The 14,590-nt window shown below is 65.9% G+C and carries 4 protein-coding genes and 2 pseudogenes; 1 reads left to right on the top strand and 5 read right to left on the bottom strand.

Annotated elements, in window-relative coordinates:
• Window positions 1–11: 11 nt before the first annotated feature.
• Window positions 12–242: an MbtH family protein gene (locus tag G6N47_RS16265; RefSeq protein WP_083134353.1), complete on the bottom strand. Its 231-nt coding sequence runs from the start codon at window positions 240–242 to the stop codon at window positions 12–14.
• A gap of 594 nt (window positions 243–836) precedes the next feature.
• On the opposite strand from G6N47_RS16265, the gene G6N47_RS16260 reads away from it, so the two are divergent.
• The gene (locus G6N47_RS16260; protein ID WP_083134354.1) at window positions 837–1,511 is read left to right on the top strand and encodes a methyltransferase family protein; all 675 of its coding nucleotides are present in this window, start codon (window positions 837–839) and stop codon (window positions 1,509–1,511) included.
• A 65-nt stretch (window positions 1,512–1,576) separates the two neighbouring features.
• Here the strand turns inward: G6N47_RS16260 and G6N47_RS30455 are convergent.
• From G6N47_RS30455 to G6N47_RS30440, 4 genes and pseudogenes are all read right to left on the bottom strand, one after another.
• A pseudogene (locus G6N47_RS30455) lies at window positions 1,577–9,515 on the bottom strand (amino acid adenylation domain-containing protein); the annotation flags it as partial.
• A gap of 135 nt (window positions 9,516–9,650) precedes the next feature.
• Window positions 9,651–10,868 (bottom strand): annotated as a pseudogene (locus tag G6N47_RS30450) (condensation domain-containing protein); the annotation flags it as partial.
• The gene (locus tag G6N47_RS30445) at window positions 10,855–12,762 is read right to left on the bottom strand and encodes a condensation domain-containing protein (RefSeq protein ID WP_456299300.1); all 1,908 of its coding nucleotides are present in this window, start codon (window positions 12,760–12,762) and stop codon (window positions 10,855–10,857) included. The gene G6N47_RS30445 and the pseudogene G6N47_RS30450, both read right to left, overlap by 14 nt.
• Window positions 12,763–12,776: 14 nt before the next feature.
• Entirely contained in the window at window positions 12,777–14,507 is a 1,731-nt protein-coding gene (locus tag G6N47_RS30440; RefSeq protein WP_456299303.1) for an AMP-binding protein, read from the bottom strand.
• Window positions 14,508–14,590: the final 83 nt, after the last annotated feature.

Here is a 14,590-nt window from a genome sequence, read left to right as displayed (position 1 = left end):
CCCCCACGGATTTACTGAACAAAAGCTCGACCTTCTGCCAGCCTGTCGCGCAGACTCTTGGGCCGTATATCAGTCCAGTTCTGCTCGATGTAGTCCAGACACGCAGCACGGTCCGCTTCTCCGTAAACGACCCGCCAACCGGCGGGTACATCGGCGAAGGTCGGCCACAGACTGTGTTGCTCTTCGTCGTTGACCAAGACAAAAAAGCTGCCATTGTCGTCGTCAAACGGATTGATGCTCACCGGCTCTCCAGAGCGCCTAGTCGACATGAGTGTAACCGTTCCAAACTGTACTGAAGTCCCAGAGGGTCGGTCCGGTGTTTCGGCAAAGTCCCTGGTGTGGCTCCCGATGTCGCATGAAATTGATACGCGACACCCGCTTGCGCGCTGCCTGCTTTCGCTCCCCCGCCGCGCGCAACGGTTTGGCTTTGTGGTGTTTCGTTGTCTGCTTTAGTGCCACTTTGTCAACGGAGACACGCCGCAGGCGACACAGACGACGCTCGCTACCTCGCGCGGAAATTGCCGGCCCGGTGAGCTGTAATGCGCCCACCTCGTTGCGCTCTACCCCATCGACCAGTCGTTCGTCAACCGGTTCGCCATCGCCGTCCGGCCTCCGACACACGCTGGCAAACACCTGGACGCTAAGTTTGTTGCCGGACAACGGTTCACCGCCGCGACGACCTGAACGATTCACGCAAATCCTGCGCGCGGCTACCGGTATTTTCATCCTTGCAACACTGTTGCGGTGGCGGCAATCGAGCCGGCGGGTATAGCGCCTTTCCGGCTCCCCACGCGCACTGTTAGCGTGCAGAACCGGATGGACGGTAAGGAGGCTCGGTGAAGACCCTTCCTAAAACGTTGGTATTCGGGCTCGTTGAGCCCGCGGCGTTCGGCTTGTTGATTTTTCTCGCGGCAGGCACATTCCATTACTGGCAAGCGTGGGTTTTCCTGGCGGTGTTCACTCTTTCGATGTGGATTCCGGGCGTCTACTTGCTGCGTACGAATCCCGTTGCGCTCCAGCGGCGAATGCGGGCCGGCCCGGGCGCGGAGACCCGAATGGCGCAGAAGGTCATCAGCGCCGGCTGGTTCTCGTCGCTGGCGGCCATATTCGTGCTCAGCGCCCTCGACCATCGCTTCGGCTGGTCGGTGGTGCCGACGCCGGTCTGCTTGCTTGGTGATGCGCTGGTCGCGGTTGCCCTCGTCGTGGTGATGCTGGTGGTCGTCCAAAACAGCCACGCTGCCGCGACGGTCCGCGTGGAGGACGGTCAGAAAGTGGTCTCCACCGGCCTGTATGGGCTGGTGCGCCACCCCATGTACACCGGCAATGTGATCATGATGGTCGCTATTCCCCTTGCGCTCGGTTCCTACTGGGGACTTCTCGGCGTCCTCGCCGGCCTTTTTGTGCTGGCCTTGCGCATCCGCGACGAAGAAAAGATGCTCCGGGAAGAGTTGGCGGGATACCGCGAGTACGCACAGAAAGTCCGCTATCGCCTGGTGCCGTGTATGTGGTAGCGGCCGCCGCAATGTTACTGATTGCCGGGCGGGTTCGCGGCAGGAACTTCAGCCAATAACCGGCTCAAGCTGGTAATGGTCGGCGCATCGAACAAGGCGGACACCGCCAGGCGCGTCTGAAGGACCGAGTTGACCGCGGCGATTACGCGCATCGCCGAGAGCGAGTCCCCGCCAAGGTCGAAAAACGACTCGTCGACCCCGACCCGGTCCAGGCCCAGCACTCGGGCGTAGATGTCAGCCAGGATCTGCTCGACACGGGTAGCCGGCGCGCGATAATCACAACGGGCGTCGCGGTTTTCGACGGGGGTCGGCGCCGCCCGATAGCGCCGCTCACCCTCGTCGAACAGATCCATCGACGTCCACGGCCGCGTCGGGTCTGCGGTCATGGTCGCCAACGCCTGCGTGTACCGCTCCATCAGCGCCGCGATGCTGGCCACGTCGAACACATCGGTGCGGAATTGGACGCGAAGCTCCAATTCTTTGCCGGGCCCGGCCTGCACTGCCAGCGGGTAGTGGTAGTAGTCGCGGACGCTGAACTCGGTGATGGTCGTTTCGAGTTTGTGCGCCAGCAGGGGAGTATCTATCGGGTAGTTCTCGAAGACGAACACGGTGTCGAACAGTCTGGGCAGACCGGTAAGGCGGTGAATCTCGTTGAGCGCCAAGTGCTGATGCTCGAGCGTGTCGTTGTTGGTGTCGCGCAGCTGGGCCAGCAGGTCTGCGGGCGTGGTCGCCGCGGCGAGGTTCGCCCGCACCGGGACGGTGTTGATCAACAGGCCCACCATCGATTCCGCGCCGGCCACGTCCGCCGGCCTACCGGAGACCACGGCGCCGAAGGCGACGTCACGCTGACCGGTCAGCGAGCTCAGCAGCACTGCCCAGGCGGCCTGCAGCACGGTGTTGACGGTGGTGTGGCATGAGCGGGCCAGTTTGCTGACGGCACGTGTGGTCGTCTCCGGCACGTGGAACGTGGCAACGCTTCGCGGCCCCAGCCCCAGCCGATCCGGTGGACCCACCAGTGTCGGTGTGTCGAAACCGGCCAACACCTTGCCCCAAACAGCTTGGGCGCCAGCATGATCCCGACCGGCCAACCAGGCGACAAACCGACGATACGGCGCGGCCGAGTGCAGGGGCTCCCCGCTGTAAGCGGCGAATATTTCGCTCAGCAGGATCGGCGTCGACCAGCCGTCGAGCACGATGTGGTGATTGGTGAGCACGAACCGGTGCTGGTCTGCCGCGGTGCGGATCAACGCCGCTCGGATGGCCGGCAAGTGGGCAAGGTCGCACACGGCGGCGCGTTCGGCCGCGCACAGCCGCTGGATCTGCTCGTCGATATCGGCATCCTGGGCATCCAATTCCGCATAGCGCCAAGGCACGACGGGATCGGCCGGGATGATCTGCACCGGCTCGTCGAATTCTGCGCAGAATCGGGCCGCCAGGTGCGGATGACGGCTGACCACCGTGTGCATCGCGTCGTGCAGCCGATGGGGATCGAGCGGGCCGTGCAGCGTGATGTCCAGCTGCACCGCGTACACGTCGTCGATGCCCTGCGCGACGCCGGCATGAAAGAGCAGCCCCTGCTGCAGCGGGGTCAGCGGCAACACATCGTCGATCCGGTATTGCCGTTGCAGCTCGTCGAGCTGCTGCTGGTTGAGGCGTGCGGGCGCGATATCCGACGGCGTCAACCCGCCGCCGCCGCGCCGTACATGCGCACACATGCCGGCCAGAGCCTCGAACCACAAGCGGCTCAACCGGGTGACCGCGCCCCGATCCAGGGCCGAGGGCGCCCACACCCAGTTGGCTTGCAGCTGCGGTCCGGCCTCGGCGTCGTCGATGGTCCCGGCGTTGAGCAGCACCGTATGTATCAATGGCATCGGGATGGCCGTCGCGGCGCCGGCCGGCGAGAGGTCCTCCTGACTGAACCGCCACACGTCACCGGAGGCGTAAGCTGCCGGCGCACCGAGGCGCCCCAGATAGTTGAACCCGATTGGCGGCTCGGACCCGGTCAGCTCGACGTCGGGGTTCAGATACCGCAGCAGACCATAGGTCACCGGGTCCGGAGAGGCGCGAAGCTGCTCCTTAGCGTCCTTGATCACCGCTCCCAGCTCCGCCTCGCCGGCCACCACCTGCGCCCAGGACAGCTCACCGACGGTGAGCGCCACCGGATACTTCGTCGTGAACCACCCCACGGTGTGCGACAAGTCGACATCGGCGGCCAGGTGCTCGTCACGCCCGTGGCTTTCGACGTCGATGCCGAGCGGGTCGCCGGGCTTGCCCAAGAACTGCGCCCAGGCCAACGCGAACGCGATCAACAGAATGTCGTGTATCCCGGCGTGAAACGCCGCCGGCACCTCGGCCAACAGCATCTGGGTGGTCTCGACATCCAACGACTCCGCCAGGTGTCCGGCAGTGGCGAACATGTCGACCTCCGGGCGCACCGACGGCACCGCAGCCGGGGTTGCCGCCACCTGCCGCCATGCCTGCGCCTGGTCGACGATCTCGGGGCGGCGCGCCTGCTCGGCCAGCAGTGATGCCCACCGCGCGAACGAGGTTCCCGTCACCGGCAATGTCACCTGGCGCCCGCCGCGATGCTGGGCCCAGGCAATGTTGAGGTCTTCCAACAGAATCCGCCACGACACCCCGTCGACCGCAAGGTGGTGAGCGATCACCACCAGCTGGCCAGTGGTGGCCACCCACAACGCGCTGAGCATCACCCCGGCACCCGGGTCGAGCCGCAACCGCGCCGCTACCACTGCCTCTTCGGAGAGCACGTCCACCGACTGCAGGCAAGCGCCCGCATCCACCGTGCCCGCCTCGGGCACCTGTAACGACCAGCCGCCGGCGCCGTCGTCCTCGGCGCGCAGCCGCAACATGGCGTGGCGATCCAACAGGGCCTGAAGCACGACCACCACGTCGGCCTCGGTCACTCCTTCGGGTGCCTGCAAAACCACCGTCTGGTTGAACTGCTCGATCGGGCCCTGCTGGCCGCGCAACCAACACATGATCGGGGTCGCGGGCAGCTGCCCGGTGCCGTCGTCGACCGGGCCACCCGCGCCGCCACCCACGGTGACCACCCGGGCCAGCCTCGCCACGGTCTGCTCGACGAAGATGTCGCGCGGTCGGCAGACCACTCCGGCGGCAAAGGCCAACGCCACCACCTGCATCGACAAAATGCTGTCTCCGCCGAGGTCGAAGAAGGAGTCGTCGGCTCCGACGCGGTCGAGGCCTAGGACTTGGGCGTAGATGCCGGCCAGGATCTCTTCGGTGGGGGTGGCCGGGGGGCGGTAGCGGTCGGTGTCGCTGTATTCGGGTGCGGGCAGGGCCCGTTTGTCGAGTTTGCCGTTGACCGTCAACGGCAACGCGTCAAGGACCACCACCGCCGCGGGCACCATGTAGCCCGGTAACCGCTCGGCCAGTCGGGCACGCAACCCGCCCGCATCGACACGACCGGTCACATACCCGACCAGACGCTTATCACCGGGACGGTCCTCGCGGGCGATCACCACCGCCTGCGCTACCCCGTCGCACTCGGCCAGCGCGGCCTGGACCTCGCCGAGCTCGATGCGATACCCGCGGATCTTGACCTGCTCATCGGCGCGCCCCACATACTCCAACTGCCCATCGGCGCGCCAGCGCACCAAATCCCCGCTGCGATACATCCGAGCCCCGACCCCGCCGAACGGACACGCCACAAACCGCGCCGCAGTCAAACCCGCCCGGCCCACATACCCACACGCCACCCCGTCACCGGCCACATACAACTCACCGACCACACCGGCCGGCACCGCACGCAACCACCCATCAAGCACAAAAAACCCCAGATGAGCCAACGGCACCCCAATCGGGCTGACGCTGCCCTGCACATCAGCGGCCACGATCTCCCGAAACGACGCATGCACCGTCGTCTCGGTAATCCCATACATGTTGATCAGCCGCGGCAACCCCGGATGAGCACCCAGCCACGTCCGAAGACGCTGCGGCTCAAGGGCTTCCCACCAAACACCACCGTCTCAAGCTTGAACTGAGCCCCAACTCCGGCTGCAGCGCATCGACTGCCTGCAACGCATAAAACGCCGACGGCGTCTGACTCAACACATTGACCTGCTCGCCAACCAGCACCGCATGCAACTCTTCAGGCGAACGCACCACCGCATCGGGCACCACCACCAACCGCCCACCATGCAACAACGCGCCAAAGATCTCCCACACCGAAAAGTCAAACGCCAACGAATGACACTGCGACCACACCTGACCCGCCGACAGCTCCAACTCGCCGCCGATCGACTCCAACAGCCCCACCACACTGCGATGGGTAACCGCCACCCCCTTCGGCACCCCCGTCGTGCCCGAGGTGTAAATCACATACGCCACCTCATCGGCCCCCGGCGCCGCGGGCGCCCAACCCGGCTGCGCCCCAAGCCCCGGATCATCAACATCGATCACCGCCACACCGCAGCCATCAAGCCGCCCCGCCAACTCAGCGGTGGTGATGGCGGCGACCGGGCCGGCATCACCGAGCACAAACCGCAACCGCGCCACCGGAACCCCCGGATCAACCGGCACATACGCCGCCCCCGCCTTAAGCACCGCCAACACCGCCACCACCGCCTCAACCGACCGCGGCAACAACAGCGCCACACACCGCCCCGCACCCACCCCACGACCAACCAACAAATGCGCCAACCGATTCGACGCCTCATCCAGCTCCCGATACGTCACCGAGCGACCCTGGCAGCTGATCGCCACCGCCTCCGGCGCACGAGCCACCTGCTCGGCAAACAACACCGGCACCGACACCCCGGGCCCCCCAGAACCCCCCAACACCCCCCAATTACCAACCCCACCCAAAAAACCGCGCTCACCCACATCCAACACATCAACCAACGACAACCGCCCACCCCGATCAGCCGCCATCGCCACCAACACCCGCTCCAACCGCCCCACCAACACCCCAACACCCCCCACACCAAACACATCGGTGCGGAATTCGACGATCCCGCCGATACCGGCGGGCTCTCCGTCCTCGCTCCAGCGTTCGGCCAGAAAGAACGTCAGATCCATGCGGGCGGTGTGGGTTTCGATTGGTATCTGGGTGACGTGCAGATCACCCGAACCCAGCGTGGCGGCGGCGTCGCCGGTGATTCCGGGTAGGTTCTGCCAGGCCAACATCACCTGCACGAGGGGGTGATGGGCCAGCGATCGGGCCGGGTTGAGCCGCTCGACCAGCACCTCGAACGGCGCGTCCTGGTGCTCGTAGGCGGCCAGGCTGCGCTGTCGCACCTGGGCGAGTAGTTCTGCGACGGTGGGGTCTCCGGTCAGATCAACCCGCAGCACCAAGGTGTTGACGAAAAACCCGACCAACTCGTCAAGTGCGGGGTCGCGGCGCCCGGCGATCGGAAACCCAATGGCCACATCGGAACTCGCAGTGAGCTTGGCCAGCAGCACCGCCAGCGCGGCTTGCACCACCATGAAGCTGGTCGCGTTGTTCTCCCGGGCCACCCGCGCCACCTGCTGTTGCAGCTCGGCCGACCACTCCACCGCCACCCTGGCGCCGCGGTAATCGGCAACGGCCGGGTAAGGGCGATCGGTGGGAAGCTGCAGCCGCTCGGGCATGCCGGCCAACGCGTCCTCCCAGTAGGCCAGCTGCGTGGCGATGCGGCTGTTCTTGTCGTCGAGATCGCCAAGCTGGGCGCGCTGCCACAACGTGTAGTCGGCATACTGCACCGCCAACGGCGCCCAGTCGGGGGCCTGCCCCGCGCACCTGCTGGCGTAGGCCACCCCGAGATCGCGCACGAACGGGACGATCGACCAGCCATCCGCCGCGATGTGGTGCACCACAACCACCAGTACGTGTTCATCGCCGGAAACGGCGAAAAGTCTTGTCCTCAGCGGGATCTCGACCGCCAAATCGAAACTGTGCCGGGTCGTCTCCTCGATGGCCTGCTGTAGTCGGCTTACCGGCCATGCGGTGGCATCGACGACGTCGCAACCAAACTCGGCCTGCTCGACGGGGACGATCACTTGCTGGGGTATTCCCTTGGGCGCCAAGAACAGTGTGCGCAGGCTCTCGTGGCGGCCCACCACATCGGCCAGCGCTGTCGCTAGGGCGTCGACATCCAGTCGCCCGCAGAGCCGCAGACCCACGGCGATGTTGTACACCGGTGAGGGGCCGTGCAATTGGTCGATGAACCACAGTCGCTGCTGGGCAAAGGACAACGGCACCACGGCCGGTCGTTCGACAGCTGCCAGCGGCTCCAGCCGACCCGTATCCCCGCCGATTCGGGGAGCCAACTGGGCCACTGTGGGTGCTTCGAACACTGCGCGCACCGAAAGGCCGGCGGCCAGGCCGGTGTTGATCGCGGCGACCAACCGCATGGCCGACAACGAATTGCCGCCGAGGTCGAAGAAGGAGTCGTCGGCTCCGACGCGGTCGAGGCCTAGGACTTGGGCGTAGATGCCGGCCAGGATCTCTTCGGTGGGGGTGGCCGGGGGGCGGTAGCGGTCGGTGTCGCTGTATTCGGGTGCGGGCAGGGCCCGTTTGTCGAGTTTGCCGTTGACCGTCAACGGCAACGCGTCAAGGACCACCACCGCCGCGGGCACCATGTAGCCCGGTAACCGCTCGGCCAGTCGGGCACGCAACCCGCCCGCATCGACACGACCGGTCACATACCCGACCAGACGCTTATCACCGGGACGGTCCTCGCGGGCGATCACCACCGCCTGCGCTACCCCGTCGCACTCGGCCAGCGCGGCCTGGACCTCGCCGAGCTCGATGCGATACCCGCGGATCTTGACCTGCTCATCGGCGCGCCCCACATACTCCAACTGCCCATCGGCGCGCCAGCGCACCAAATCCCCGCTGCGATACATCCGAGCCCCGACCCCGCCGAACGGACACGCCACAAACCGCGCCGCAGTCAAACCCGCCCGGCCCACATACCCACACGCCACCCCGTCACCGGCCACATACAACTCACCGACCACACCGGCCGGCACCGCACGCAACCACCCATCAAGCACAAAAAACCCCAGATGAGCCAACGGCACCCCAATCGGGCTGACGCTGCCCTGCACATCAGCGGCCACGATCTCCCGAAACGACGCATGCACCGTCGTCTCGGTAATCCCATACATGTTGATCAGCCGCGGCAACCCCGGATGAGCACCCAGCCACGTCCGAAGACGCTGCGGCTCAAGGGCTTCCCCACCAAACACCACCGTCTCAAGCTTGAACTGAGCCCCCAACTCCGGCTGCAGCGCATCGACTGCCTGCAACGCATAAAACGCCGACGGCGTCTGACTCAACACATTGACCTGCTCGCCAACCAGCACCGCATGCAACTCTTCAGGCGAACGCACCACCGCATCGGGCACCACCACCAACCGCCCACCATGCAACAACGCGCCAAAGATCTCCCACACCGAAAAGTCAAACGCCAACGAATGACACTGCGACCACACCTGACCCGCCGACAGCTCCAACTCGCCGCCGATCGACTCCAACAGCCCCACCACACTGCGATGGGTAACCGCCACCCCCTTCGGCACCCCCGTCGTGCCCGAGGTGTAAATCACATACGCCACCTCATCGGCCCCCGGCGCCGCGGGCGCCCAACCCGGCTGCGCCCCAAGCCCCGGATCATCAACATCGATCACCGCCACACCGCAGCCATCAAGCCGCCCCGCCAACTCAGCGGTGGTGATGGCGGCGACCGGGCCGGCATCACCGAGCACAAACCGCAACCGCGCCACCGGAACCCCCGGATCAACCGGCACATACGCCGCCCCCGCCTTAAGCACCGCCAACACCGCCACCACCGCCTCAACCGACCGCGGCAACAACAGCGCCACACACCGCCCCGCACCCACCCCACGACCAACCAACAAATGCGCCAACCGATTCGACGCCTCATCCAGCTCCCGATACGTCACCGAGCGACCCTGGCAGCTGATCGCCACCGCCTCCGGCGCACGAGCCACCTGCTCGGCAAACAACACCGGCACCGACACCCCCGGCCCCCCAGAACCCCCCAACACCCCCCAATTACCAACCCCACCCAAAAAACCGCGCTCACCCACATCCAACACATCAACCAACGACAACCGCCCACCCCGATCAGCCGCCATCGCCACCAACACCCGCTCCAACCGCCCCACCAACACCCCAACACCCCCCACACCAAACACATCCGCGTCGAATTCGACTCGGAGGTGCAGTTCGTCGCCTGGGCGGGCTTGCACGGTAAGCGGGTAGTGGTTGTATTCGCGGTTGTTGACCTCCGTGATGGCCAGCCCGTCGACGCTGGACAGCGCCGCGGTGTCGACGGGATAGTTTTCGAACACGAAGAGGCTGTCGAACAGTTGGTCGTGGCCGGTGACGCGGTGAATTTCGCTGAGCGCCAAGTGTTGATGTTCGAGCGTCTTGTGGTGGGCGCTCTGCAACTGGTCGAGCAGGTCGGTGGTCGTGGTTGCGGGGGTGAAGCGCACCCGCACCGGCACGGTGTTGATCAACAGCCCGACAATCGATTCCGCGCCGAACACCTCGGCCGGCCGACCCGAGACCGCGACACCGAAGACGACGTCGTGCTGGCCGGTCAACCACATCAGCAGCTGCGCGAAGGCGCCCTGCAGCACGGTGTTGACCGTCGTGTGGCATGCGCGCGCCAACTCGCTGACGGCGCGGGTGGTCTCCTCGGACAGCCGGAACGAAGCGAAGTGTCGCCGCCCTGCCCCCAGCCGGTCCGGCGGCCCGACCAACGTTGGGGTGTCGAAACCGTCGAGCACCTCGCGCCACGCCGCGTGGGCAGCGTCGAGGTCTCGATCGGCGAGCCAGGTAACGAATCTGCGGTACGGGACGGCCGGTGGCAGGCGCTGGCCGTAGTAGCTGGCGAATATTTCGCGGAGCAGGATCGGCAGCGACCAGCCATCGATCACGATGTGGTGAGCGGTGAGCACAAACCGGTACCGATCGGGTGCGACGCGGATCAACGCCGCCCGGAAGGCGGGCTGGTCGGCCAGGTCGCAGACCGCGGCGCGTTCGGTGGCGCAGGTCCGCTGCACCTGGTCCTCGACGTCGGGGTTTTGGCCGTCCAGCTCGAGATACCGCCAGGGCACCACCGAATCAGCCGGGATGATTTGCACTGGTGTGTCGAACTTTTCGGAGAAGCGTGCCGCCAGGTTGGGGTGGCGGCTGGCCACATTGTTCATGGCGTCGTGCAGCCGTTGGGCGTCAAGCGGTCCGGTCACGGTGATGTCCAGCTGCATCGCGTAGACATCGTCGTCGTTGCCCTGCGCGGCCCTGGCATGGAACAGCAGCCCCCGCTGTAGGGGGGTTAGCGGCAACACGTCAGCGATCTGCATATTGCCTCTCGAGCTCGTTGATCTGTTGTTGGCTGAGCCCGGCGAGCGCGACATCCGATGGCGTCAGCCCGCCGCCGCCGGATCGCACGTGCGTGCAGATACCGGTCAGGGCGTCAAACCACAACCGGCTCAGGCGGTTTACCTGTGCTTCGCCCAGAACCGAGGCTGCCCACGTCCAGTTGGCGTGCAAGTGCGGGCCGGCGTCGGTGTCGACAGTGACGGCATTGAGTTCCAGGGTGTGCCCCAGCGGCATCGGCACCGCGCCGGCAACTCCGGTGAGAGACAAGCCCTCTGGGCTGATGCGCCACAGGTCGCCGGACACGTCGGTCGCTGCTGCGCCTAGCCGCCCGAGATAATTGAATCCGATTGGCGGATCGGACCCGTCCAGGTCGACGTCGGTGTTCAGGTACCGAAGCAGGCCATACGTCAACGGGTCCGGCAGGGCGCGCAGCTGTTCCTTGGCGTCTTTGACCACCGTCCCCAGCGCCGCCTCGCCGGCGGTCACTTGCGCCCAGCGCAGCCCACCCACATTGAGCGACACCGGATATTTGGTGGTAAACCATCCCACGGTACGCGACAGGTCAACATCGGGGCCCAGGTCCTCGTGGCGTCCGTGGCCCTCGACGTCGATGCCGACGGGCGCGCCACCTGTGGCGAGAAACTCCGCCACCGCCAACCCGAATGCGATCAACAGGATGTCTTGGATTCCGGCACGAAACGCCGCCGGCACCTCTGTGAGCAGCATGCGGGTGATCTCCACGTCCTCCAGCGCCGCCGACAGGTGCCCGGCGCTCGCGTGGGTATCCGCGTCGGGGCACGCGGGTGGCAGCGCGGCGGGGGCGGCCGTCACTGTTCGCCAAACCTCAGCCTGCTCAACGACTTCGGCGGCATAGGCGTGCTCGGCCAGCAGTGCAGCCCACCGGGCAAACGACGTGCCGGTCACCGGCAATCGCACCTCCTGCCCGGCGCGATGCTGCGCCCACGCGATGTTGAGGTCCTCCAACAGGATTCGCCACGACACTCCGTCGACGGCCAGGTGGTGGATGATCAAGACCAGCTGTGCGGTGTCGGGCGCCCACAGCGCGCTGAGCATCGCCCCGGCGGCGGGATTCAGCCGGGCCCGCGCCTGGATCAGCGCCTCGTCGGATAGCGCCTCCACCGGATGCAGGCGCTCAGCGGCGTCCACCGAACCCGCCTCGGGCACTTGCAATGACCACGCGGCGCCGTCATCGTCGACGCGCAGCCGCAGCATGGGATGCCGATCCAGCAGGGCCTGCAGGACGACGACGACGTCGGCTTGGCTGATCCCCTTCGGGGTCTGCACCACCATCGTCTGGTTGAACTGCTCAACCGGGCCGCCGATGCTGTTGAGCCATCGCATGATTGGAGTAGCGACGACCTCGCCCACGCCTTCGTCAACCGATACATCGCCGCTGTCGGCGACGACGGCCACCTGGGCCAGCCGGGCGACGGTCTGCTCGACGAAGATGTCGCGTGGCTTGCATATCAGTCCGGCGGCACGAGCCCGCGCCACGACCTGCATGGACAGGATGCTGTCGCCGCCGAGATCGAAGAAGGAGTCGTCGACGCCGACCCTGTCGAGCCCGAGCACCTGGGCGTAGATACCGGCCAAGATCTCCTCGGTCGGGCCGGCCGGAGCCCGATACACCTGCCCACGGTAATCCGGCGCCGGCAACGCCCGAACATCAAGCTTGCCGTTAACCGTCAACGGGATCGCATCAAGGGCCACCACCGCCGCAGGCACCATCCACCCCGGCAACCGCGCCGCCAACTGCTCACGCAACCCACCCGAATCCGCATCACCAGTGAAATAACCCACCAACCGCCGATCACCAGCACGGTCCTCACGAACCACCACCACCGCCGAATCCACCCCCGCACAACCACTTAACGCAGCCTGAACCTCCCCCAACTCAATCCGATACCCACGAACCTTGACCTGCTCATCAACCCGCCCCACATACTCCAACTGCCCATCACCACGCCACCGCACCAAATCCCCCGTGCGATACATCCGCTGCCCAACCCCACCAAACGGACACGCCACAAACCGAGCCGCAGACAACCCAGCCCGCCCCCAATACCCAACCCCCACCCCAAACCAGCCACATACAACTCCCCACCACCCCACCGGCACCCGCCGCAACCACCCATCCAACACAAACAACGCCGCGGTCGATGCCGGCGCACCGATGGGCACCACATCGGCGCCGACCGGCAACGGGTGCTCATCGAGGCATACACGGTGGCCTCGGTGGGCCCGTAGGCGTTGATCACCACCCGCCCCGGCGCCCAGCGATCGACCACCTCGGCCGGGCACGGCTCACCACCGAGCAGCAACGCCACCGACTCCAAACCCTGCGGCGACAACGCACCCACCGCCGACGGAGTCTGCGTCAACACATTGACCTGTTCACCAATCAGCAAGTCGTGAAACTCATCTGGAGAAGCTGTCACCGACTCGGGCACCACCACCAGCCGGTGACCGCCAAGCAGGGCAGCCCAGATCTCCCACACCGAAAAGTCGAACGCATACGAATGACACTGCGTCCACACCTGCGCCGCCGGCAGATCCGGGGGCATCGACCGCGCCAAGTGAGCCAGGTTGCGGTGGGTGACCGCCACCCCTTTGGGCACCCCGGTCGTGCCCGAGGTGTAAATCAGATACGCAATATCGTCGGCGCCCGGCGCCGGCAGCGCCGTAACAGGCTGCCCACCAAGCCCAACATCATCAACATCGACAACCGCCACCCCATACCCGGCCACCCGCTGCGCCAACGCGGCCGTGGTGATCACCGCGACCGGCGCGGCATCGCTGAGCATGAACTCGACCCGCGCATCAGGCAATGCCGCATCGATCGGCAGATAAGCCGCACCAGACTTGAGCACCGCCAGCATCGCCACCACCGCCTGCGCGGAGCGCTCCAACAGCAGCGCCACACACTGCCCCGCACCCACCCCACGGCCAACCAACAGATGCGCCAACCGATTCGCGGCCTCATCCAGCTCCCGATACGTCAACGACACCGCACCACAGCTGATCGCCACCGCCTCCGGAGCGCGCACCACATGCTCGGCCACCAACACCGGAACCGACACCGCCGTCACCGGCCGGCTCAACACCGCCCGATTACCCACCACATCCAACCCGGCATGCTCAGCCTCACCCAGCACATCCACCGACGAGAGCGCTCGGGTCGGGTCCGCGGCCATCGCCGCCAGCACCCGCTCCAAGCGCTCCACCAACAACCGAACACTGGCGGCGTCAAACACATCGGTGCGAAACTCCACCATCCCGCAAATCCCGGCGGGCTCACCGGAGTCGGTGAAACGTTCGGCCAACGAAAACGACAGATCCATGCGGGCGGTATGAGTGTCGATCGGCACCTCGCTGACCTGCATATCACCCAACGCCAACCCGCCAACAGCATCCCCGCCACCCCCGGGCACGTTCTGCCAACCCAACATCACCTGCACCAGCGGATGATGCGCCAAGCTCCGAGCCGGATTGAGCCGCTCCACCAACACCTCGAACGGCACATCCTGATGCTCATAAGCGGCCAGGCTGCGCGCCCGCACCTGCCCCAAAACCTCAGCAACACTCGGATCGCCGGCCACATCGACCCGCAACACCAACGTATTGACAAAAAAAACCCGACCAACTCATCCAAAGCCGGATCACGCCGCCCGGCAATCGGGAA

This window comes from Mycobacterium branderi, assembly GCF_010728725.1.
In the GTDB taxonomy this organism is placed as follows: domain Bacteria; phylum Actinomycetota; class Actinomycetes; order Mycobacteriales; family Mycobacteriaceae; genus Mycobacterium; species Mycobacterium branderi.
Note: the sequence above shows the minus strand (reverse complement) of the source record. Positions and strands in the feature narration are given on the sequence as shown.